Here is a 23,345-nt window from a genome sequence, read left to right on the forward strand (position 1 = left end):
CATCCTGGCAAAGACCCTCTGCAAGCGCGTGGACCGCATTTCCCGCCGCAGCTGATTGGCGCCAATGGACTGTTATGGAATTCGTTGTTCATCAGGAGCGATCCAATGGAGTTGACCACCATGAAGACCCGTACCGCTACGACCACATCGAACCACCTGCGCGGGCTCAAACTGGCCGCACTGGCACTGGGCAGCAGCCTGGTGCTGGCCGGTTGTGCCGGCAACCCACCCAGCGAACAGTTCGCTGTGAGCCAATCAGCCGTCAACGCTGCGGTCAGCGCTGGCGGCACCGAGTTTGCCGCGGTTGAAATGAAAGCGGCCCAAGACAAGCTCAAGCAGGCTGAAATCGCCATGCACGACAAACACTACGACGACGCCAAGCGCCTGGCCGAACAGGCCGAGTGGGACGCCCGGGTCGCCGAACGCAAGGCTCAGGCCGCCAAGGCCGAAAAAACCGTAAAGGATGCCCAAGAGGGCGTACAGGACGTGCGTGAGGAAGGTATGCGCAACGCCCAGTGAGGCGACGCTGTCGACCCGTGCATTGGTAAACAATCAAAGGATGAACTGTTATGCGTAAAGACATGATGATCCCCGCCCTTCTGGCCCTTAGCGTTGGCCTGGCCGCTTGTTCCACGCAACCAAACGCCAACCTGGAATCGGCCCGGACCAACTTCTCGACCCTGCAAAGCAACCCGCAGGCGAGCAAAGTCGCCGCCCTGGAAACCAAAGAAGCTCAGGATTATTTGAACAAAGCCGATCAGGCCTACATGGAGAAGGAAGACCAGGAAAAAGTTGACCAGCTCGCCTACCTGACCAACCAGCGTATCGAAGTGGCCAAGCAAACCATCGCCCTGCGCAGTGCCGAAGCCACGCTCAACGATGCCTCAGACAAGCGCGCTCAGGCGCAGCTTGATGCCCGCGATGCGCAGATCAAAAAACTGCAGGACAGCCTCAACGCCAAGCAGACCGATCGCGGCACCCTGGTGACCTTCGGCGACGTACTGTTCGACTTCGACAAAGCCACCCTAAAAAGCAGTGCCTACCCCAACATCACCCAGCTGGCGCAGTTTCTCCAGCAAAACCCTGACCGCAAGGTGATTGTCGAGGGTTATACCGATAGCAAAGGCAGCGCCAACTACAACCAGTCGCTGTCTGAGCGCCGTGCAACCTCGGTACGCATGGCCCTGGTGCGTGCCGGAGTGGATCCGGCGCGGATTGTTGCCCAAGGCTATGGCAAAGAGTTCCCGGTGGCGGATAACTCAAGCAACTCGGGACGGGCGCAAAACCGTCGGGTGGAAGTGACCATCTCCAATGACAACCAGCCGGTGGCGCCGCGGACAGTGAGTCAGGCGCATTGAAGATTGTGAGAGCCAATGCCATGTGATGGTCTTGTGGGAGCTGGCCTTGTCAGCGATGTAGGCGACGCGCAGCAACTGATACCGCGCTGATGCCATCGCCAGAAAGGCTGGCTCCCACAGTTCAACTTCAGCTCTCACATCAATTGGCGATGCTGTTACTCCTGAACTTCCTGCGGGGTCTCCTGCCCCATGCAACGCACCGCCTGCTTCTTGTTGTCGACCAGCACACCGGTCAGCCCCTTCTGTGACATGTCGAACAATACCAGGACTCCATCAACGCACTGCGCTACCTGATTGGCGGGCTTGAGGGAGATTTTGTAGTCCTCCCCCGGAACTGTCTTGAGCATGGTGAAATCGGACAACAACAGCGCATCTTCAGGCTTGGCGAAATGCAGGTAGCCGTAATACCACAGCGCCCCTACGGTACCGATGATGCTGCATACACCCGTGATAATCAGGGGAATCGCGTTACGTTCTTCACTCATTGTGACGTCTCGTCAGGGTAATTGGGGATTTCGGCCAAACGCCGCAATCCATTGAAATGTTCCGGGTCTTCGAGAAACCGCAGCATCACTTGTCGCCAGGTCTTGTCGGCGAAGGTCTGCACATGACCGCCACGAGTCAGTTGCAATACGCGCGGCGGTGGGGCCGCCTGGTAGAGCTGCAGACCATTGACCAGCGGCACGATCGGGTCATCGATGCTGTGGAAAAAAAGCTTTGGCGGGGTTTTGATCTGGGCAATCGAATAAATCGCACTGTCACCATCGGGCACCAACCATGACAGCGGCACCTGAAACGGCCAGGTCAGCCAGGAGGTACTCAGGGCAAAGCGTCCGACTTGACGGTAGCTGGCCGGCACACCATCGAACACCAGCGCCTTGAAACGCTTGGCCTGCTGCGGGTGCTGGGCCAGGTAATGAATGGCCATGGCACCGCCCAAGCTCTGCCCGAGCAGCACTTGTGGCTTGCCCTGTACTTCGGGCGCTTGGTCCAGCCAGTCCAGTGCGGCGCCGATGTCCTGGTAGACCTCGGGCAATGCGGGGTTGCCCTGGGACAGCCCATAACCGCGGTAATCGAGCAACAGCACCTGATAGCCCTGCTTGGGCAACCACCAACTGCCACCCAGGTGCCAGGCCAGGTTGCCGCCATTGCCATGCAGATGCAGCACCGTACCCTTGACCTCGACGCCCGCCTTGGCCGGCAGCCACCAGCCGTGCAAGCGCGTGCCATCGGCTGCCGTGAGGGTTACGTCACGGTACTCAAGCTTGGCTTTCTCTGGAGTGAACGGCTGGCCAGGTTCGGGGTAGAACAGCAGCGAACTGCAGCCACCCAGACTCAGCAGCACCAGCAGCAGGCCCAGGGGCCTGCGCCATGCTTCAGAGAATGTTCGAATAATCGGCTTCAATCCGGTCCAGGCTCAGGTGATTGAGGAAGTTGGAGAAACACATCCAGGCCGACAGTGCATTGAGGTCGCGAAACTGCTCCGGTAAGTACTTGGGCGGTTCCACGAGGCCTTCGTCGACCAGTTGGCGCAAGGTGCGCATGTCTTCAAGGGTGGTCTTGCCGCAAAACAGCAAGGGGATCTGTTCGAGCTTGCCCTTGCGCACGGCCAACTGAATATAGTTGTAAACCATGATGAAGCCCTTGAGGTAGGACAAGTCCTTGGTAAATGGCAAACCATTGGGCACCGAGCCACGGAACACTCGACTGGCATTGCCGTAGCTTTCCGGCATACCGAAGCCCTGGGCGCGGAAGAATTCGTAGACCTGCATGAAGTCGGCGCCCTCCTCGACCATGTGGATGGCCCGGGTGCGGTTGGTCAGTTTGCGCAGGCGGCTCGGGTAGGAGGCAAAAGCAATCACTTCCATGAGAATCGCCAGGCCTTCCTGGGTCACCGTCGATGAGGGGGGGCCCTTGGCCAGGAAGGTACAGATCGGCTGGTTCAAGCCGTTGAGGGTGGTGCCGACATGCACCAGGCCTTCGTGGACTTCCAGTGCGCGTACGTCACGGCTGTTGAACATGGCATCAGCGCGGATCTTGATGTAATCGGCACCCGCCGCGGCATCGGCGACGATACCGTCAGACTCGAACACCCGAATGGTGTCCTCGGCCTCGTTGAACACTTTGTTCAAGCGTCCCTGGAGGAGCTCTACGGCTTGTTTGGCGGTGAGGTTTTTCGGTTCGTCCTTGAGATCGCCGCGACCATCGATGTTGTTCAGATAGTCCGAAAGCATCAGGCCCAGGTCGGCCAGGGTCGGATCACCGGCATGGAACGCATCGGATGCCGCGCCGTACAGCTCTTGGGAGATCAGGCCAAAGTCTTCAGTGCCGCGCGCTTCAAGCATGCGCACCACCATGCGGTATTCCTTGCACATACGCCGCATGATCTGCCCGACCGGGTTGAACTGCCCCAACTGGCGGGTGATGTCACGCTCGATGTTCTGGAACTCGAGTTTGACTGCACTTGAGTCGAACGACAGCGGCCGCGCCTGGTAATAGGCACGGTCCACCGCGGGTGGCTCCTTGCCCTTGGCGTTGAGAAAACCCTGGCGGATGGTGTCGTCCCACTTCACCGCATCGAGCACGCGAATCGGCGTTTGTGCCAGGACAATGCGATCAGACAAGGCACGAATCGTCTGCTGGTACTCGTCCACCCTACACTCCTTGATTGGTCTGTATTGCTAACCTTGATTACTTGCCGGCCCGCTGAAACCGCGCCACTTCGATGAACAGGTCGGAGTTGGCCGGGTCGTCCAGGTAGGCCAGGACCCGCTCGGCCGGGCTGTCGATCAGCACACCCTCACCATTGTCCTCGGGTACCTCGTAGGTACGCCCGCTCAGCTCTTTTTTCGCCACGGCCTGGTTAACCTGTTCAACATCGAGGTTGTAGATCACCAACTCCTTGCCATCTATGACGTCAAAGCCGCCAATCAGGAAGTTGCCGCCCAGGCGCTTGGGCACGCCCGCCGAGAGGTACCAGCGGTTGCCGTGTCTGGACACCGTGAATACGTACTCGTCACGTTTTTTGTCCTTGCCGATGGCCACTGCCTTGTAAGCGTCACCGCCACTGCGACTGATCTGCAGGGTCAGTGGCTCACCCCAGGCGTCTTTGCTGGACCATTTGCCCAGCAAGGTCTTGGGCGCGGCCTCATTGGCCGGCATTGGCTCATTGAAGGTCACCAGACAACCACCCAGCAGCAGGAACGACAGCGCCAACAGCAGACTTCTGGCTTTCATCGGGTTCTCCTTGAAATAGGGTCGCGCCTCACACGGCGGCCAGCACCAAATGCAGGTACCGGGTAAGGATAGCGAGCATCTGCGCTTGCGCATCAACGCGTGAGTCGTCGAGCAGGCCCTGATATTCCATCTGCTCGATAATCGCCGTCAACACCAGCGCGTCTTGCTGTGGCTGGCGCGAGCCCACGACCTGAAGCATCTGGCAGGCACCACGGAGCAAAATCTGCTCATGCAGCTTGACCAGTTCAGCCAGGCGCGGGCACAGCAAAGCCTCCTGGCGAAAGGCCTGCTCGGCCATAAGAAAGTCACGACGGTTGTGTAACTGACGCTGCACGTATTCAGCCGTCATCTTCGCCACTTCATCGGCCAGGCGCGCCCGGCACTGCGGGCTTTGGTCACCCTGAGAAAGCAACTGGCGCAGCACGACCTCGGTGTGCTCCCACAGTTTGGCCATGTAGGCCGCACTGCGCTCGACATACTGGGCGAAGGTATCGGTGAGCAGGTCTTCGATGTCTTTGAAATAGTAGGTAGTCGCCGACAGCGGCACCCCGGCCTCAGCCGCCACGGCGCGGTGGCGTACACCGCGCACGCCCTCACGCACGACAATGCGCATGGCGGCATCGAGTATGTCCTGGCGGCGCTGTTCGCTGCCCTGACGACTGGCCTTGCGGCCCTGATACTGAACACTTTCGGCAACTGTCGTGGCAACGCCAGCGGCACCTTGTTGAGCCATTGCAGGAGTCACGGCTGATCTACCCCCATGAGTTGGATCCGATGGATGAATTTTCTACGGGCATGAAAAAGCCGCCCCGGAAGGCGGCTTGTTCAGATCACTCAGGCCTGTGGGCGCATGTGCGGGAACAGGATCACATCACGAATTGAAGGCGAGTTGGTCAGCAGCATCACCAGACGGTCGATACCGATACCTTCACCGGCGGTTGGCGGCATGCCGTATTCCAGGGCACGGACGAAGTCAGCGTCGTAGTGCATGGCTTCGTCGTCGCCGGCGTCCTTGTCAGCCACCTGGGCCATGAAACGCTCGGCCTGATCTTCTGCGTCATTGAGCTCGGAGTAGGCGTTGGCGATCTCGCGACCACCGATAAACAGCTCAAAGCGGTCGGTAACGTTCGGGTTTTCGTCGTTGCGACGGGCCAGCGGCGACACTTCGAACGGGTACTGGGTGATGAAGTGCGGCTGCTCCAGCTTGTGCTCGACCAACTCTTCGAAAATCATCACCTGCAGCTTGCCCAGACCTTCGAAGCCCAGCACCTTGGCACCGGCCTTCTTGGCGATGGCGCGGGCCTTGTCGATATCGTTGAGGTCGTCAGCGGTCAGCTCAGGGTTGTACTTGAGGATCGAATCGAACACCGACAGGCGCACAAACGGCTCACCGAAGTGGAACACCTTGTCGCCATACGGCACGTCGGTACTGCCCAGCACCAGCTGCGCCAGCTCGCGGAACAGTTCTTCGGTCAGGTCCATGTTGTCTTCGTAGTCAGCGTAGGCCTGGTAGAACTCGAGCATGGTGAACTCGGGGTTGTGCCGGGTCGAAACGCCTTCGTTACGGAAGTTGCGGTTGATCTCGAAAACTTTCTCGAAGCCACCGACCACCAGACGCTTGAGGTACAGCTCCGGCGCGATACGCAGGAACATGGCCATGTCCAAGGCGTTGTGGTGAGTTTCGAACGGTTTGGCCGCGGCGCCACCCGGGATGGTCTGCAGCATCGGCGTTTCGACTTCAAGGAAGTCACGCTGAATCAGGAAGTTGCGAATATGGTTAATGACCTGCGAGCGCACGCGGAAGGTGTCGCGGACTTCTTCGTTGACCATCAGGTCGACGTAACGCTGACGGTAGCGCTGCTCGGTGTCGGTCAGGCCATGGTGCTTGTCTGGCAGCGGGCGCAGCGACTTGGTCAGCAGGCGCACGTTGGTCATCTCGACGTAGAGGTCGCCCTTGCCGGAACGGGCCAGGGTGCCTTCGGCGGCGATAATGTCGCCCAGGTCCCAGGTTTTGACCGCAGCCAGGGTTTCTTCCGGCAGGGTCTTGCGGTTGACGTAGACCTGGATGCGACCGGTCATGTCCTGGATCACCATGAACGAACCACGGTTGAGCATGATGCGTCCGGCAACCTTGACCGGAATCGCTGCAGCTTCCAGCTCTTCCTTGGTCTTGTCGACATACTGTTTCTGCAGGTCGTTGCAGTAGCTGTCACGGCGGAAGTCGTTGGGGAAGGCATTGCCCTTGGCGCGTTCTGCAGCAAGCTTTTCCTTGCGCAGGGCGATCAGGGTGTTTTCTTCCTGTTGCAGGTCTTGCGGGTCGAGTTTGAGGTCGCTCATGTCGTCACATCTTCCATCACGGGTTCATTGTCCCCTGCCATTGCCAAGGGATCGCTAGGCACGCTCGCTCCATCAGGGAGTGAACCTGCCCGCAGCATCGGTTTCGCGGGTTACAGCCCCTGTTTGAGGCTGGCTTCCAGGTATTCGTCGATATCGCCGTCGAGCACCTTGTCGCAGTCGCTGCGCTCGATGTTGGTGCGCAGGTCTTTGATCCGCGAGGCATCGAGTACGTACGAACGGATCTGGTGACCCCAGCCGATGTCCGACTTGCTGTCTTCCAGCGCCTGGGAAGCGGCGTTGCGCTTCTGCATCTCCAGCTCGTACAACTTGGCCCGCAGCATTTTCATGGCGGTGTCTTTGTTGGCGTGCTGGGAGCGTTCGTTCTGGCAGCTGACCACAGTGTTGGTCGGCACGTGAGTAATCCGCACCGCCGAGTCGGTGGTGTTTACGTGCTGACCACCGGCACCGGAGGAGCGGTAGGTGTCGATACGCAGGTCGGACGGGTTGATCTCGATTTCGACTTTGTCATCAATCTCGGGGGACACAAACACCGCCGAGAACGAGGTGTGGCGACGGTTACCGGAGTCGAACGGGCTCTTGCGCACCAGACGGTGCACACCGATTTCGGTGCGCAGCCAGCCAAAGGCGTACTCGCCCTTGATGTGCACGGTAGCACCCTTGATCCCGGCGACGTCACCGGCAGACAGCTCCATGATGGTGGCGTCGAAGCCGCGCTTGTCAGCCCAGCGCAGGTACATGCGCAGAAGGATGTTGGCCCAATCCTGCGCTTCGGTACCACCGGAGCCGGCCTGGATATCCAGGTAGGCGTTGTTCATGTCCATTTCACCGCTGAACATGCGGCGGAATTCAAGCTGTGCGAGGGACGCTTCAAGGCCCTCAAGCATCTCGACGACATCGTTGACGGCGCTTTCGTCGTCCTCTTCAACGGCCATGTCGAGCAGCTCGCGCGCATCGGCCAGGCCGCTGTGCATTTCGTTCAGGGTGTCGACGATCTGTGCCAGCGCACTGCGCTCGCGGCCCAGTTCCTGGGCGTATTCGGGCTTGTTCCAGACGCTTGGGTCTTCCAGCTCGCGGTTGACTTCGATCAGACGCTCATGCTTTTGATCGTAGTCAAAGATACCCCCGAATTGACTCGGAACGCTCGGTCAGGTCCTTGATGGTATTCAGGATCGGGTTGATTTCCATGGTCGGGCAGCTCTCGTGCGTAATCGGTAGAAAAGCCGGAGAGTATAACCGAGTCTGAAAGCTGACGGCAGCCCGTCGGGCGGCAGAGGTGTGGGAGCTGGCCTTGCCAGCGATGCAGACGCCGCATACCCACTGGTACCGCGTACAGTTCATCGCCTGCAAGGCTGGCTCCCCTATTGAAGGGTGCCCGCAAACCGCTTCAGGCCACACCCACCTGATTGCGACCGTTGTTTTTGGCCAGGTACAGCCCCTTGTCGGCCGCCGAAATCAACTGCCGGCAGTGACTGCCAATGCCTGGCGTCTGGGTCGCCAGGCCGATGCTTACGGTCAGACAGGCGTTGGCATCTGGCATGTTGTGGGCGATGTTCATCGCTGCCACGCTCTGGCGCAGTTTTTCCGCCACCAGGCGCGCGCCGCCTGGCGACGTGTTAGGCAACACCAGAGCGAACTCTTCGCCACCGTATCGGGCGGGCAAGTCGCTAGGGCGGGCGCAGGAACCACGGATGGTCTCGGCGACCTTGCGCAGCGCTTCGTCACCCGCAAGATGACCAAAAGTGTCATTGAACGCCTTGAAGTAATCGACATCGATCATCAACAGCGACAGCTGCGCCTGCTCGCGCATCGCCCGACGCCATTCCAACTCCAGGTACTCGTCGAAATGACGACGGTTCGACAGCCCGGTCAGGCCGTCGGAGTTCATCAGGCGCTGGAGCACCAAATTAGTGTCGAGCAATTGCTGCTGGCTAACCCGCAGAGCACGGTAGGCTTCGTCGCGTTGCAGCAGCGTCAGGTAGGAACGCGAGTGGTAGCGAATGCGCGCCACCAGCTCAATGTTGTCCGGCAGTTTGACCAGGTAGTCGTTGGCCCCGGCAGCAAAGGCCGCGCTCTTGACCAGCGGGTCTTCCTTGGTCGACAGGACAATGATCGGGATGTCCTGGGTGGCCGGGTTATTGCGGTATTCGCGCACCAGGGTCAAGCCATCGAGCCCAGGCATGATCAGGTCTTGCAGGATCACCGTCGGCTTGATTCGCACGGCCTGTTCCACAGCCTGATGCGGGTCGGCGCAAAAGTGGAAATCAATATTCTCTTCATGCGCCAGACCCCGTCGCACTGCCTCACCGATCATTGCCTGATCGTCGACTAACAGCACCATTGCCGAGTTTTCATTCGTGGTCGGGAAACCGTCGAGCGGTAAATCATTCATGCGCTATCACCTGGTCACTGCCGGCGGAGCGGCGTGGCACATTACATATCGTCATTTTGGAAAAACTTCCATCAGTCGCGCAGCGATTCGCTCCAAAGGACGAATTTCAACTGCCGCCTCTATCGCAGCAGCCGCCTTGGGCATGCCGTAGACGGCACTGCTGTGTTGGTCCTGAGCAATCGTCAGGAAGTTTTGCTGGCGCATCAGTTTCAGACCCTGAGCACCATCTCGGCCCATCCCGGTCAGCAGTACGCCAACGGCGTCACCGCGCCAGTAGCGGGCCACACTTTCAAAAAACACATCAATCGAAGGGCGATAAATTTCATTCACCGGCTCTGCGGTGTAGGCCAATGTGCCGTTTTTCAGTAGCCGGATGTGGTGGTTGGTGCCCGCCAGCAGCACCTGCCCAGGTTGCGGCTGCTCTCCCTCACAGGCCAGGCGCACGGGCAGTCCTGAGGCACTGCTGAGCCATTCCGCCATGCCAGCGGCAAACACCTGGTCAACGTGTTGAACCAAAACTATCGCCGCAGGAAATTCGCGCGGCAAGCCCTTGAGCAGGACCTCCAGGGCCGCCGGGCCACCCGCCGAAGAACCGATGGCGACCAGCCCCTGACGCTGCGCGCTTTCACGCAATGGCGCCGCCATTGGCCGCAGCGTGTTACTGCGCTGCTGGCCGATCAGCCATCCAATGTTAAGGATCTTGCGCAGCAGCGGCGCAGCCGCTTCCTTGGGGTCCCCGGCACCCAACGCCGGGGTATCGACCACGTCCAGTGCACCGTGGCCCATGGCTTCAAACACCCGGTGAACGTTCTGCTGGCGATCTACCGTGACGATCACAATGGCGCAAGGCGTCTCGGCCATGATCCGCCGGGTCGCCTCGACCCCGTCCATGACCGGCATGATCAGATCCATCAGGATCAGGTCCGGGATCTGCTCGGCGCAGCGCTTCACCGCCTCGGCGCCGTTGCTGGCCACCCACACCACCTGATGTTGTGGTTCGAACGCCAACGCCCGGCGCAAGGCTTCCACAGCCATGGGTATGTCGTTGACGATAGCGATCTTCATCCCTGTGCTCCCCCGATCAACTCGACAACGGCATCAAGCAAGGCATCATCATGGAAACTGGCCTTTGCCAAATAGTAGTCGGCTCCAGCGTCCAGTCCACGACGTCGATCTTCCTCCCGATCCTTGTAGGAGACCACCATCACCGGCAGCGACTGCAGACGGTTGTCGCGACGCAACAGGCTGACCAACTCGATACCATCCATTCGCGGCATGTCGATGTCGGTAATCAGCAGGTCGAAATCCTCGCTGCGCAAGGCGTTCCAACCGTCCATGCCATCGACCGCAACTGCCACCTCATAACCGCGATTACTGAGCAGTTTGCGCTGCAACTCGCGAACGGTCAGCGAGTCATCGACCACCAGGATGCGCTTGCGCGCGGCCTCGCGGGTGTGACGCTGGCCGCGCTCAATGCGCTCCAGGCGGCCGGTGCTCAATAGTTTGTCGACCGAGCGTAGCAAGTCTTCAACGTCGATGATTAGTACCACACTGCCATCATCCAGCAGCGCGCCGGAGGAAATGTCCTGAATCTTGCCCAGCCGCGCGTCGAGCGGCATCACCACCAGCACACGCTCGCCGATCAAGCGCTCGACAGCCACGCCGTAGAGCATGTCTCGTTCGCGGATGACCACCACGTTGATGGTTTGCCCGTCACTCTGGCTTGGCGGCCGATTGAGCAACTGACTGGCCGCGACGAGGCCAATATGCCGGCCTTCGTGCCAGAAATGCTGACGCCCCTCGATTTGTACGATGGCCTCAGCGGGCAACTCCAGGGTGCGCTCGATATGGGCCAAGGGGAAGGCATAGGCCTCGCTGCCAACCTCGACTACCAGACTGCGCACCACCGACAGCGTCAGCGGCACCTCCAGGTGGAAGCTGCTGCCTTGCCCGCTGGTCTGGGTCAGCACAATCGAGCCGCGTAGCTGGCGGACCATATGTTGCACCGCATCCAGACCCACGCCGCGGCCAGAAACTTCGGTGACCTTGTCGCGCAGGCTGAAGCCAGGCAGGAACAGGAAGGTCAACAACTCCGCCTCGCTCATTTGCGCCACGGTTTGCTCCGGTGACAACTGACGCTCAACAATGCTCTGGCGCAAGCGCTGCAGATCAACGCCAGCGCCGTCATCGCTCAGTTCAAGCACCAGCAATCCGGCCTGATGGGAGGCACGTAATCGGATCTGTCCTTCCGCCGGTTTGCCGGCCAGCAAGCGATGCTCAGGCAGTTCGATGCCATGGTCGACGGCGTTACGCAGCAAATGGGTCAGCGGCGCCTCGAGCTTTTCCAGGACGTCGCGATCAACCTGGGTCTTCTCGCCTTCGATCTGCAGGCGCACCTGCTTGCCCAACGAACGCCCCAGGTCACGGACCATGCGGCTCTGTCCGGTAAGCACATCGGCGAAGGGCCGCATACGGCAGGCCAGCGCGGTGTCATAGAGCAATTGTGCGCGCTGGCTGGCCTGCCAGCCGAACTCATCAAGGTCGGCCGCCTGCTGCAGGAGGATCTGCTGGGTTTGCCCCAACAACTGCTGCACCTGGGCCAGGGCATCCTGGACTTCCGGGCTCTGGCTACTGGCCTCCAACTGGACTTTCAGGCCATCAAGGGCGCGAACACTTTGGCTGTGCATGCGCTTGAGGCGCTGCAAAGTTGCCAGGTAAGGCTTGAACCGCTGGGTTTCGACCAATGACTTACTCGACAGGTCGAGCAGACTGTTCAAGCGTTCGGCAGTTACTCGCAAGATCCGCTCACCGCCTTCAGTGGCGCGTTTACCAGTACGCGGCGCGGTGATCTCGGGCTCGACTTCAGGCACTGCTGGTTCTAACAACGGCTCTGCGACCGGCGGCACGGGTTCGCGCAGCGTCATCGAGACACTCGGAGCGAGCGCCGCGGGTGTGGTGGTCGGTTCCAGCAGCGTTGCCATTTGCAACAGAAACGCCTGGACTGCAGGTTCAAGCGTGGTATCGCCGGGTGTGGCAATACGCATCAACAGGTCAGTCCCCTGCAGCAAGGCATCGATATGCTCGGCACGTAGCAGCACGCGACCTTCCTGGGCACCGACCAGGCAGTCCTCCATCACATGGGCCACGCTGACCCCAGCATTGACCCCAACGATCCGCGCCGCGCCCTTGAGCGAGTGAGCGGCACGCATGCAGGCTTCCAATTGATCGGCCTGGGTCGGATTGCGTTCCAGTGCCAGCAGGCCGGCACTGAGCACCTGGGTCTGGGCTTCAGCCTCCAGCCCGAACAGCTCGAGCAAGGAAGCATCGCGCATTTGCTCTGGGGTCATGAAAGGCTCCGGTTTACAGCGGACAATAGCTGTTCTTCATCCAGCACCCGTACGCTGCGTTCGCGCCATTGCAGAACTGCGGCGGTAAAATGTGCCTCACCCTGCTCTCGCACCACCCGCTCAGGGTCCAGGCCGTGGATACCATCGACTTCATCCACCCGCACCACCACCGCACCACCCGCGGCGGCAAGGATCAGCATGCGCGGCATGACCCGCGCCGAGCTGCTGCCATTGGTGAGCTCTTCCAGGCCCAGCAAGTCTGCCAACGATAGGCACGGCACCAGGGCGCCGCGAACATTGGCCACGCCTTGCAGTACGCGCGAGCGCTGGTGGGGCAGCGAGTGCACCGGTTGCAACGGGGCGACTTCGACCAGACAACGGGTTGCCAGCGCCAGCCACTCTTCACCCAGGCGAAACAGCAGCATCGAGCGACCGGCACGTTCCTCTTGCACTTGCACCTGTTCATGTACGTCCTGGGACAACGAATAGCGGTCCAACAGGCGTGTTGCAGCGCTGGCGTACACATCGCAATTGCGGCAGTGCACATGCTCAACCAGCAACGGACAACTTTTATCACCGCGCACACCGATGCGGTTCCAGCAGTCATCGATGGCAGTAGCATCAGTGGCAACAACTTGCACCGGTAAATCTCCCATCATTGTTCAGACTCCCGATCCGCTCGCCGCGCAGCACGCTCCTGCAGTCGCCGGGCTCCGACAGCATCGCCCTGAGAAGCAAGCAATGCCGCCAGATGCGCCAATGCTTCGGCGTGCTGCGGATCGAGGTACAGCGCCTTGCGGTAATGACTGAGCGCCTCGCCGGTGTCGCCAGCGGTATCACAGAGCAGGCCAAGCCAATAGAACACTTGAGCATGCGGCGGGTGTTGCTGCAGATAGCGCGCACACGCCGCTTGGGCCTCAGCGCTGCTGCCTGCATTAGCCAGCCGGGTAATGTGCGCCAGTAGCTCGGTGCTGCTGTCCGACGCGTTAGGTTTTGCTGGCGCCGGTGGCGCGATGACCTTGAGCTTGCGTGCGGGAGCTAGCACGGGGCGCGGTGCATTGCTCGGTGCTGTCGGCATCGGCGTGAACGCCGCTGGCTTATGGGTAAACACTGGCGCAGCTTCAGTTTGGCGTACATAGGCAAAGGATTGGGCAATGCCCAGCGGACGCATGCCCATCCGCGCTAACAAGCTGCCTTCAGCAGGCCCGATGAACAATACGCCCTGCTCATGGATCAAGCTCTTGAGCACCTCGAACACCCGTTGCTGGGTAGGCACATCGAAATAGATCAGCAAATTTCGACAAAAGACAAAATCATAACTACCAGCCCGGGCTTTCAACGCCGGGTCGAGCACATTCCCCGATTGCAGTTTGACCTGCTGGCGCACACGTTGGTGAAGTACATGGCCGTCGTCGGTAGGGTCAAAATGCCGTTGACGGAAATCCAGATGCGAGCCGCGAAAGGAATTTCGCCCATACACCCCTTGCTCGGCGCGACTGATCGAAAAAGGACTGATGTCCATGCCGTCGACGCGAAACGAGTGGGCGCCAATGCCGGCATCAAGCAGCGTCATGGCGATGGAATACGGCTCTTCACCGGTAGAACATGGCAAGCTGAGGATGCGCAGCGGCCGAGCCCCGGCGAGTTCTGCCAGGCGCTTGCTGGCAAGACTCGCCAACGCTGTGAACGACTCCGGATAGCGAAAGAACCACGTCTCGGGAACGATCACCGCTTCGATCAGCGCTTGCTGCTCATCGCGTGACTGCTGCAAGCGCAGCCAATAGTCATCCAGGTCGAAGGCGCCGACAGTGGCACAGCGCTGACGTAGTGCGCGCTCGACCATAGGCGCACCGACCGAGGCAACGTCAAGCCCGATACGCTCTTGCAAAAAGCGGAAGAAACGCTGTTCGCTGCTCATTGCGGCTCCCTGCGCTCACCCACCGGCGCCTCAGGCAAGGGGTACAACAGCGCTCGCACCTCGTCATTGAGCAGGTCCTGTACGCTGATGCGCTGCACCATCCCCTGGGCATCTTCACGTACCGGGCCCAGGTAAGGCGCCTGTTGGTTGTCCAGGCCATAGGGCTGGAACGCTTGCGGCAGACAGCGCAAGGTGTCGGTGGCCTGTTCCAGAATCAGGCCCAACAATGCATCTGGCTGCGGCGGTTCAAGCCGGTAGTGCACCAACACCAGACGGGTACTGGTGCGCACTGGCGCGGGCAAACCAAAGCTCAAGGCACCGACGTCTATCACCGGCACCAGCGCACCGCGATGCGCCAGCACCCCAGCCACCCAGCTGGGCGTCTGGGCAATGGGCTTGAGCGGCAAGCGTGGCAACACTTCGGCGACTTCATGAGCGTCGAGGGCAAAACGTTGCTCACCGATCCTGAACAACAGGTACAAGGTGCCGTGGACATTCGCGTCCTGACTGCGACGAGGCTGAAGGTCGTTCATCGGCGTTTCAGACTTTGAACCGCGAGACACCGCCACGCAGACCGGTCGCAACCTGACTCAACTCGTCGATGGCAAAGCTGGCCTGGCGCAGCGACTCCACGGTCTGGCTGCTGGCATCGCCCAACTGCGCCAGGGCGTGGTTGATCTGCTCGGCGCCCGTGGCCTGGGCCTGCATCCCTTCATTGACCATCAGCACCCGCGGCGCCAGGGCCTGGACCTGATGGATAATCTGGGTCAGCTGTTCACCGACCTGCTGCACTTCGAACATGCCGCGGCGGACTTCTTCGGAGAACTTGTCCATGCCCATGACCCCTGCGGAGACGGCCGACTGGATCTCGCGAACCATCTGCTCGATGTCATAGGTGGCTACCGCAGTCTGGTCAGCCAGACGCCGGACCTCAGTGGCAACCACGGCAAAGCCACGACCGTACTCGCCGGCCTTCTCTGCCTCGATGGCGGCGTTGAGCGACAGCAGGTTGGTCTGGTCGGCGACCTTGACGATGGTCACCACGACCTGGTTGATGTTGCCCGCCTTCTCGTTGAGGATGGCCAACTTGTTGTTGACAAGATCCGCCGCGCCCATCACCTGGTGCATGGTCTCTTCCATACGGGCCAGACCTTGTTGACCGGAGCCTGCAAGGGTCGACGCCTGGTCGGCGGCCGAGGTGACCTCGGTCATGGTCCGCACCAGGTCGCGGGAGGTGGCAGCGATTTCCCGCGAGGTCGCGCCGATTTCGGTGGTGGTGGCGGCGGTTTCAGTCGCAGTCGCCTGTTGCTGCTTGGACGTCGCGGCGATCTCGGTCACCGAGGTGGTGACCTGTACCGAAGAGCGCTGGGCCTGGGACACCAGGTTGGTCAGCTCACCCATCATTTCGTTGAAGCCGGTTTCCACGGCGCCGAACTCATCCTTGCGGTCAAGCTTCATGCGCACGCTGAGGTCGCCACTGCTGAGCTTGTCCAGGGCATGCACGATACGTTGCATCGGTGCGGTGATCGCGCGCATCAGCATCAGGCCGCAAACACCTGCGGCAATGATCGCCAGGACCAGTGAGGTGATCATGCTGAACTTGGCCGTGACCACAGCATCGACAATCGAGTCTGCCGCCTCGACGGCTGATTTACGATTGTGCTCGATCACCTCGTTCAGATGCTTGCGACCCACCACCCAAGCTGGGGTCAACACCTCGCCGATCAGTTGTTCGGCTTGTGCGTAGTCTTTGCGCGCGTAGGCTTCAAGCACCGTGTCGATGGCCTTGTCGTAGGCCGTCTCCATACGCTCGAACTCATCGAAAGTGGCCTGATCTTTGGGGTCCTGGATAGTCGCCTGATAATTGGCCATGTGCTGTTTGAGCCGATCATCGAAGTCCTTGTACAACGCCCTGTCGGCGGCGGTGATGTCGCGGTGCTCGCCCAATCCGACCAACTGCTGGGTCAACACGTAACTGTCGACCCAAGCACTACGGATCATCGAGCTGTAATACAGCCCGGGGATGCTGTCGGTGCGCACTGCTTCTTCATCGGTCTCGATTGCCACCAGACGCGAATAGGCAGCCACCACCATCAGCAGCATGATGGCGATAATCACGGCGAAGCTCGCCAGAATCCGTTGGCGCAAGGTCCAGTTTTTCACAGTCAGCCCTCAAATGTTCTACGCGAGCAGAAAAATGCGCAGAGTATAGCCCAGGCACCCTGGGCTTTTGCGGCTGACGTTTAGGTGGGACCGGGGCAAATGGCCAGGACGCTGGCCACTACCCCAGAATCATTGAGCGATGGCCTGCTTCACCTGATTTTCCAGTTCGATTTTCAATGCCGGGTCAAGCTTGAGCTGACGGGCCAGTTCATCCAGGTAGGCACGCTCCATGAAATGCTCTTCATCGACCAGCATGACGCTGGCGATGTACATCTCGGCGGCCATTTCCGGCGTGCTGGCGGCACGTGCCACATCGGCCGGGTCCAGCGGTTTGTTGAGTTCGGCGTGCAACCAATGGTGCAGTTCCTGATCATTGGAGAGCTTGACGAATTCGCCCTCTATCAGCGCCCGCTCGCGCTCATCAACATGACCATCGGATTTGGCAGCAGCCACCAGCGCCTTGAGGATCGCTTGGCTATGCTGCTCGACTTGAGCTGGCGGCAGGCGATCGAGGGTCTGTGGCTCACGTTGCGCCGTGGCGCCCTGGTTGGCCTGCCAATTGCCATAGGCCTTGTATGCCAGCACTCCGAGCGCGGCCAGGCCACCGTAGGTCAGAGCCTTACCACCGTATTTGCGGGCGCTTTTATTGCCCAGCAGAAGCCCCATGGCGCCTGCCGCCAGCGCCCCACCGCCAGCCCCGGAAAGCAGGCTGCCAAGGCCGCCACCGCTTTTACCGCCCAGCAAGTCGCCAAGCCCACCGCCAGTACTGGGTTTGCCGCCGGCACTTTTGCCAGCCTGGTTTTGCAGCAGGTCCTGACCGGATTTGAGCAGTTGATCGAGCAAGCCACGGGTGTTCATCGGGCATCTCCTGAGAGGGAAACAAACCCCAAGAGTACTGCCGCAAGCTGAAACCAAGCTGAATGCATTTGCTTCCAGATGTTGCCCGCACAGTGGCAAAAACGACATGGCGCGGTGAAGCGCTGCAATACAGGTGAATTTCAGCACTACGCTTAATACGCTATGCCAGCGCTTTCATGACTGCCCCGATCATAATTTGAACAAGAGGGAACACCATGTTCGTGAACAACACCACCTTGCTCAGCACCCTGGCTACTGCCTTGCTGGCCAGTGCAGGTCTGCAGGCTGCTGAACCGCTCAAAGCCGTAGGTGCCGGCGAAGGTCAACTGGATATTGTCGCCTGGCCCGGCTATATCGAACGGGGTGAAAGTGACAAGGCCTACGACTGGGTCAGCGGTTTCGAGAAGCAAACCGGTTGCAAAGTCAGCGTCAAAACCGCCGCCACCTCTGATGAAATGGTCAGTTTGATGACCAAGGGAGGCTACGACCTGGTCACCGCCTCTGGCGATGCCTCGTTGCGCCTGATTGCCGGCAAACGGATTCAACCGATCAATACGGCACTGATCCCGAACTGGAAGAACCTCGACCCACGCCTCAAGGACGGCGCCTGGTATGTGGTCAACAATCAGGTCTATGGCACCCCCTATCAGTGGGGCCCCAATGTGTTGCTGTACAACACCGACATCTTCAAGCAAGCACCGACCAGCTGGAGCGTGGTCTTCGAGCCGCAAAACCTGCCGGATGGCAAACCGAACAAAGGTCGGATCCAGGCCTACGACGGGCCCATCTACATTGCCGATGCGGCACTGTACCTCAAGTCGGCCAAGCCTGAGCTGGGCATCCAGAACCCCTACGAGCTCAACGAGACCCAGTACAAGGCCGTGCTCGATCTGCTGCGCCAGCAACAACCCTTGGTGCATCGCTACTGGCACGACGCAACGGTACAAATGAGCGATGTGAAGAACGAAGGGGTGGTCGCTTCCAGCTCTTGGGGCTACATGGTCAACACCCTGAAGGCCGACAAGCAACCGGTGTCCTCGACCATTCCCAAGGAAGGTGCCACTGGGTGGGCTGATACCACCATGCTGCATGCCGAGGCCAAGCATCCCAACTGCGCCTACCAATGGATGGACTGGTCACTGCAACCCAAGGTCCAGGGTGATGTCGCCGCCTGGTTCGGTTCGCTGCCTGCAGTTCCGGCGGCCTGCACTAGCAGCGAGTTGCTGGGCGCAGAAGGTTGCAAGACCAATGGCTTCGACAACTTCGACAAGATTGCCTTCTGGAAAACCCCACAGGCCGAGGGTGGCAAATTTGTGCCTTATAGCCGTTGGACCCAGGATTACATCGGGATCATGGGTGGGCGTTAAGGCCTAATCGCTGGCAATGCCGGCTCCCACAAGGGTTCAGCGCCCCAGCCCCTATGGGAGCCCACATTGCCAGTGATGCGAATACACTCATTTCGCTGGAGCTTTGCACCATGACCTTTGCCGTCCAGTTCACCAACGTTTCGCGCCACTTCGCCGAGGTCAAGGCCGTCGACCGGGTGTCCATCGACATTCATGACGGCGAGTTCTTCTCGATGCTCGGCCCCTCGGGCTCGGGCAAGACTACCTGCCTGCGGCTGATCGCTGGCTTCGAGCAACCGAGTGCTGGTTCCATCCGCATCCACGGCGTCGAGGCCGCCGGACTGCCGCCGTACCAGCGCGACGTCAACACCGTATTCCAGGATTACGCCCTGTTCCCGCACATGAACGTGCGCGATAACGTTGCCTACGGCCTGAAGGTCAAAGGCGTGGGCAAACAAGAACGCATGGCCCGCGCCGATGAAGCCTTGGCCATGGTTGCCCTGGACGGTTATGGGCAACGTAAACCGGTGCAGCTTTCTGGCGGCCAGCGCCAGCGTGTGGCCCTGGCCCGGGCACTGGTCAATCGACCGCGGGTGCTGTTGCTCGACGAGCCTCTCGGCGCCCTGGACCTGAAACTGCGCGAACAAATGCAGGGCGAGCTAAAAAAACTGCAGCGTCAGCTGGGTATCACCTTCATCTTCGTCACCCATGACCAGACCGAAGCGCTGTCGATGTCCGACCGGGTTGCGGTATTCAACCGCGGGCGCATCGAGCAGGTCGATTCACCGCGCAATCTGTACATGAAACCGGCCACCACCTTTGTCGCCGAATTCGTCGGCACCTCCAATGTGCTGCGCGGTGAGCTGGCGACGCGGTTGAACGGCAGCAAACTGCCCTTTTCGATCCGACCGGAACACATTCGCCTGGGCGACCAGCCAGCGACCAGCGATGAGGTCCACGTCAGCGGGCTGCTGCACGATATCCAATACCAGGGCAGCGCCACCCGTTATGAGTTGAAACTGGACAATGGTCAGCTGCTCTGTGTGAGCCAGGCCAACAACCAATGGCAAGCGCAGGCTATCCCCTGGCAGCCCGGACAACGCTTGCAGGCACGCTGGGCACGGCAAGCGATGACGTCACTGCAGGAAACCGTATTGAACGAGGGGCAGTGATATGAGCCTGGCCCAGGGATCAACCACGTCGGTGTCCTCCAACTCGCCGCTGCGACGCTTCGCCAACCTGCTCTACCGACGGCCCAACCTGTACCTGGCGTTGCTATTGATCCCGCCATTGATCTGGTTCGGCGCGATTTACCTGGGTTCACTGCTGAGTCTGCTCTGGCAAGGCTTCTACACCTTCGACGACTTCACCATGGCGGTCACCCCGACGCTGACCCTGGCCAACTTCGCCGCCCTGTTCAACCCGTCGAACTTCGACATCATCCTGCGCACCCTGGGCATGGCCGTGGCCGTGTCGATCGCCAGCGCCGCCCTGGCCTTTCCGATTGCCTATTACATGGCCCGCTACACCACAGGCAAGACCAAGGCGTTCTTCTACATTGCGGTGATGTTGCCGATGTGGGCCAGCTATATCGTCAAAGCGTATGCCTGGACCTTGTTGCTGGCCAAAGGCGGTGTGGCCCAATGGTTTGTCCAGGTACTCAGTCTGGAACCGGTGTTGCAGTTCATTCTCGCCATTCCCGGGGTGGGCGGCAGCACCCTGTCGACCTCGCACCTGGGCCGGTTTCTGGTGTTTGTGTACATCTGGCTGCCGTTCATGATCCTGCCCATCCAGGCATCGCTGGAGCGCTTGCCGCCGTCACTGCTGCAAGCCTCGGCGGACCTGGGGGCAAAACCCCGGCAAACCTTCATGCAGGTGATCCTGCCGCTCTCGGTACCGGGCATTGCCGCCGGTTCGATCTTCACCTTCTCGCTGACGCTGGGCGATTTCATCGTGCCGCAACTGGTCGGTCCGCCTGGCTACTTCATCGGCAGCATGGTCTACGCCCAGCAGGGCGCCATCGGCAATATGCCCATGGCCGCGGCCTTCACGCTGGTGCCGATCGTGCTGATTGCCATCTACCTGTCGATCGTCAAACGCCTGGGGGCATTCGATGCACTCTGAACACGCTTCATGGGGCCTGCGCCTGGCAGCCTGGGGCGGGCTGGTGTTCTTGCACTTCCCGATCCTGATCATCTTCCTCTATGCCTTCAACACCCAGGATGCCGCTTTCAGCTTTCCGCCCCAGGGCTTTACCTTGAAGTGGTTCAGTGTCGCGTTTGCCCGACCTGATGTGCTCGAAGCGATCAAATTGTCGGTGCAGGTGGCCTGTCTGGCCACACTGATCGCGCTGGTGCTCGGCACCCTGGCTTCGGCGGCGCTGTACCGACGCAGCTTCTTTGGCAAGGAAAGCATCTCGCTGATGCTGATCCTGCCAATCGCCCTGCCCGGCATCATCACCGGTATCGCCCTGCTCTCGGCCTTCAAGACCTTGGGGATCGAACCTGGCATCCTCACCATCGTCATCGGTCACGCAACGTTCTGTGTGGTGATCGTCTACAACAACGTCATTGCCCGCCTGCGCCGCACCTCGCACAGCCTGATCGAAGCCTCGATGGACCTGGGTGCAGATGGCTGGCAAACCTTCCGTTACATCATCCTGCCCAACCTCGGCTCGGCGCTGTTGGCGGGCGGCATGCTGGCGTTTGCCTTGTCGTTCGATGAAATCATCGTCACCACCTTCACCGCCGGTCACGAACGGACCTTGCCGATCTGGTTGCTCAACCAGCTCAGTCGGCCACGGGACGTGCCGGTGACCAACGTGGTCGCCATGCTAGTGATGCTGGTGACCATGCTGCCGATCCTTGGCGCCTATTACCTGACCCGCGGTGGCGAAAGCGTTGCCGGCAGCGGTAAATAACTCTAGGAGGACTTAACCATGCAAACCCGACTGCTGATCAATGGCCAACTGGTTGCCGGTGAAGGCGATGCACTGGCTGTACTCAACCCAGCCCTGGGCAGCGTGCTGGTGGAGATCAACGAGGCCAGCGAGGCGCAGGTTGATGCCGCCGTACGCGCCGCCGACCACGCCTTCGACAGCTGGTCGCAGACCACACCCAAGGACCGTTCCCTGCTTTTACTGAAACTGGCGGACAGCATCGAGGCCCACGGTGAGGAATTGGCGCGTCTGGAGTCCGACAATTGCGGCAAGCCCTTCGCGGCAGCACTCAACGACGAAATTCCGGCAATTGCTGATGTATTCCGCTTCTTTGCTGGCGCCAGCCGTTGCCTCGGCGGTTCAGCGGCCGGTGAATACCTGCCTGGGCACACCTCTATGGTTCGCCGCGACCCACTCGGTGTGGTCGCCTCGATTGCACCGTGGAACTACCCATTGATGATGGTCGCCTGGAAAATCGCGCCGGCTCTGGCTGCAGGCAACACAGTGGTACTCAAACCTTCGGAACAGACGCCACTCACTGCCTTGCGCCTGGCACAACTGGCTGCCGAGATGTTTCCTGCGGGTGTGCTCAACATCCTCTTTGGCCGCGGGCCGAGTGTCGGCACGCCGCTGGTCACTCACCCGAAAGTACGCATGGTGTCGCTGACTGGCTCGATTCCAACGGGTAGCAACATCATTACCAGCACAGCGCAAAGCGTAAAACGCATGCACATGGAACTGGGCGGCAAGGCCCCGGTGATTATCTTTGACGACGCCGATATCGACGCCGCCGTTGAAGGCATCCGCACGTTCGGCTTCTACAACGCAGGCCAAGACTGCACGGCGGCCTGTCGCATCTATGCCCAAACCGGTATCTACGAGCAATTCGTGGAAAAGCTTGGCAACGCCGTGGCCAGTATCAAACATGGCCTGCAAAACAATCCGGACACTGAACTTGGGCCACTGATCACCGCCCAGCACCGTGACCGTGTCGCCGCCATGGTCGAGCGCGCCGTGGCCCAACCGCACATCCGCCTGGTCACCGGTGGCAAAGCCGTGGCTGGCGACGGCTTCTTTTTCGAGCCAACCGTGCTGGCTGATGCCCAGCAGGACGACGAGATCGTACGCCGCGAAGTCTTCGGCCCCGTTGTTTCAGTCACCCGTTTCGACGATGAAGCCCAAGCACTGGCGTGGGCCAATGACTCGGACTATGGCCTGGCCTCCTCGCTCTGGACCGGCGATGTCGGCCGTGCCCACCGCCTCTCGGCACGCCTTCAGTACGGCTGTACCTGGGTCAACACGCACTTTATGCTGGTCAGCGAAATGCCCCATGGTGGTCAGAAACTTTCCGGCTATGGCAAGGATATGTCCATGTACGGACTGGAAGACTACACCTGCATTCGGCACGTGATGTTCAAGCACTAAGGTAAGGA

Annotated in this window: 22 protein-coding genes; 7 read left to right on the forward strand and 15 right to left on the reverse strand. The window is 60.2% G+C overall.

What is annotated here, in order from left to right; genetic code table 11:
* The first annotated feature begins 105 nt into the window (after nt 1–105).
* Together CX511_RS20615 and lptF are read left to right on the forward strand one after the other, a co-directional pair.
* Nucleotides 106–519 (forward strand): DUF4398 domain-containing protein, encoded by a 414-nt coding sequence (locus CX511_RS20615; protein WP_101292661.1) that lies wholly within the window; start codon nt 106–108, stop codon nt 517–519.
* Between the two features lie 50 nt (nt 520–569).
* Complete coding sequence (lptF, locus tag CX511_RS20620) at nt 570–1,358, forward strand: lipotoxin F family OmpA-related lipoprotein LptF (protein WP_045189586.1); 789 nt, start codon at nt 570–572, stop codon at nt 1,356–1,358.
* 155 nt (nt 1,359–1,513) lie between these two features.
* Here lptF and CX511_RS20625 read toward each other — a convergent pair whose 3' ends face one another.
* From CX511_RS20625 to CX511_RS20695, 15 genes are all read right to left on the reverse strand, one after another.
* Nucleotides 1,514–1,843, reverse strand: coding sequence for a PA3694 family proteiin (locus tag CX511_RS20625; RefSeq protein ID WP_045189584.1), 330 nt, complete (start codon nt 1,841–1,843; stop codon nt 1,514–1,516).
* Nucleotides 1,840–2,763: an alpha/beta hydrolase gene (locus CX511_RS20630; RefSeq protein WP_045189582.1), complete on the reverse strand. Its 924-nt coding sequence runs from the start codon at nt 2,761–2,763 to the stop codon at nt 1,840–1,842. The genes CX511_RS20625 and CX511_RS20630 overlap by 4 nt, the downstream gene beginning before the upstream one ends.
* Nucleotides 2,735–4,012: a flavohemoglobin expression-modulating QEGLA motif protein gene (locus tag CX511_RS20635; protein WP_045189580.1), complete on the reverse strand. Its 1,278-nt coding sequence runs from the start codon at nt 4,010–4,012 to the stop codon at nt 2,735–2,737. The genes CX511_RS20630 and CX511_RS20635 overlap by 29 nt, the downstream gene beginning before the upstream one ends.
* A gap of 37 nt (nt 4,013–4,049) precedes the next feature.
* Nucleotides 4,050–4,595 carry a hypothetical protein gene (locus CX511_RS20640; protein ID WP_045189578.1) on the reverse strand — a complete coding sequence of 182 codons (546 nt, stop codon included), beginning with the start codon at nt 4,593–4,595 and terminating at the stop codon, nt 4,050–4,052.
* Between the two features lie 28 nt (nt 4,596–4,623).
* The gene (locus tag CX511_RS20645) at nt 4,624–5,328 is read right to left on the reverse strand and encodes a TetR/AcrR family transcriptional regulator (RefSeq protein ID WP_045189576.1); all 705 of its coding nucleotides are present in this window, start codon (nt 5,326–5,328) and stop codon (nt 4,624–4,626) included.
* A 101-nt stretch (nt 5,329–5,429) separates the two neighbouring features.
* Nucleotides 5,430–6,932 (reverse strand): lysine--tRNA ligase, encoded by a 1,503-nt coding sequence (gene lysS / locus CX511_RS20650; protein ID WP_101292663.1) that lies wholly within the window; start codon nt 6,930–6,932, stop codon nt 5,430–5,432.
* 110 nt (nt 6,933–7,042) lie between these two features.
* Nucleotides 7,043–8,138 (reverse strand): peptide chain release factor 2 gene (prfB, locus tag CX511_RS20655; protein WP_101292665.1). Its coding sequence is split into 2 segments (ribosomal slippage): nt 7,043–8,065 and nt 8,067–8,138, totalling 1,095 coding nucleotides; the frame shifts between segments, so codons are not numbered across the junction.
* 199 nt (nt 8,139–8,337) lie between these two features.
* Nucleotides 8,338–9,342, reverse strand: coding sequence for a response regulator (locus CX511_RS20660; protein ID WP_045189569.1), 1,005 nt, complete (start codon nt 9,340–9,342; stop codon nt 8,338–8,340).
* Between the two features lie 51 nt (nt 9,343–9,393).
* A complete protein-coding gene (locus CX511_RS20665; RefSeq protein WP_101292667.1) occupies nt 9,394–10,407 on the reverse strand; it encodes a chemotaxis response regulator protein-glutamate methylesterase in 1,014 nt (337 codons plus the stop codon).
* A complete protein-coding gene (locus tag CX511_RS20670; RefSeq protein ID WP_101292669.1) occupies nt 10,404–12,689 on the reverse strand; it encodes a hybrid sensor histidine kinase/response regulator in 2,286 nt (761 codons plus the stop codon). The genes CX511_RS20665 and CX511_RS20670 overlap by 4 nt, the downstream gene beginning before the upstream one ends.
* The gene (locus CX511_RS20675; RefSeq protein ID WP_045189563.1) at nt 12,686–13,348 is read right to left on the reverse strand and encodes a chemotaxis protein CheW; all 663 of its coding nucleotides are present in this window, start codon (nt 13,346–13,348) and stop codon (nt 12,686–12,688) included. Before CX511_RS20675 ends, CX511_RS20670 begins: the two co-directional genes overlap by 4 nt.
* Nucleotides 13,345–14,607, reverse strand: coding sequence for a CheR family methyltransferase (locus CX511_RS20680; protein WP_101292672.1), 1,263 nt, complete (start codon nt 14,605–14,607; stop codon nt 13,345–13,347). The genes CX511_RS20675 and CX511_RS20680 overlap by 4 nt, the downstream gene beginning before the upstream one ends.
* Nucleotides 14,604–15,140 (reverse strand): chemotaxis protein CheW, encoded by a 537-nt coding sequence (locus CX511_RS20685; RefSeq protein WP_045189559.1) that lies wholly within the window; start codon nt 15,138–15,140, stop codon nt 14,604–14,606. Before CX511_RS20685 ends, CX511_RS20680 begins: the two co-directional genes overlap by 4 nt.
* A 7-nt stretch (nt 15,141–15,147) precedes the next feature.
* On the reverse strand, nt 15,148–16,770 hold the full coding sequence (locus CX511_RS20690) for a methyl-accepting chemotaxis protein (RefSeq protein WP_045189557.1): 1,623 nt from the start codon (nt 16,768–16,770) through the stop codon (nt 15,148–15,150).
* A 129-nt stretch (nt 16,771–16,899) separates the two neighbouring features.
* Nucleotides 16,900–17,628 carry a tellurite resistance TerB family protein gene (locus CX511_RS20695; protein WP_045189555.1) on the reverse strand — a complete coding sequence of 243 codons (729 nt, stop codon included), beginning with the start codon at nt 17,626–17,628 and terminating at the stop codon, nt 16,900–16,902.
* Between the two features lie 215 nt (nt 17,629–17,843).
* Between CX511_RS20695 and ydcS the strand changes: the two genes are divergently transcribed.
* The 5 genes from ydcS (at nt 17,844) to CX511_RS20720 (ending at nt 23,337) form a co-directional block, all read left to right on the forward strand.
* Complete coding sequence (gene ydcS, locus CX511_RS20700) at nt 17,844–18,995, forward strand: putative ABC transporter substrate-binding protein YdcS (protein WP_045189553.1); 1,152 nt, start codon at nt 17,844–17,846, stop codon at nt 18,993–18,995.
* Between the two features lie 110 nt (nt 18,996–19,105).
* Nucleotides 19,106–20,146, forward strand: coding sequence for an ABC transporter ATP-binding protein (locus CX511_RS20705; RefSeq protein WP_101292674.1), 1,041 nt, complete (start codon nt 19,106–19,108; stop codon nt 20,144–20,146).
* A 1-nt stretch (nt 20,147) separates the two neighbouring features.
* On the forward strand, nt 20,148–21,098 hold the full coding sequence (locus CX511_RS20710) for an ABC transporter permease (protein ID WP_045189549.1): 951 nt from the start codon (nt 20,148–20,150) through the stop codon (nt 21,096–21,098).
* Complete coding sequence (locus CX511_RS20715) at nt 21,088–21,894, forward strand: ABC transporter permease (RefSeq protein WP_045189545.1); 807 nt, start codon at nt 21,088–21,090, stop codon at nt 21,892–21,894. The genes CX511_RS20710 and CX511_RS20715 overlap by 11 nt, the downstream gene beginning before the upstream one ends.
* A gap of 18 nt (nt 21,895–21,912) precedes the next feature.
* A complete protein-coding gene (locus CX511_RS20720) occupies nt 21,913–23,337 on the forward strand; it encodes a gamma-aminobutyraldehyde dehydrogenase (RefSeq protein WP_101292676.1) in 1,425 nt (474 codons plus the stop codon).
* Nucleotides 23,338–23,345: the final 8 nt, after the last annotated feature.

This window comes from Pseudomonas sp. S06B 330, assembly GCF_002845275.2.
Classification (GTDB): Bacteria; Pseudomonadota; Gammaproteobacteria; order Pseudomonadales; family Pseudomonadaceae; genus Aquipseudomonas.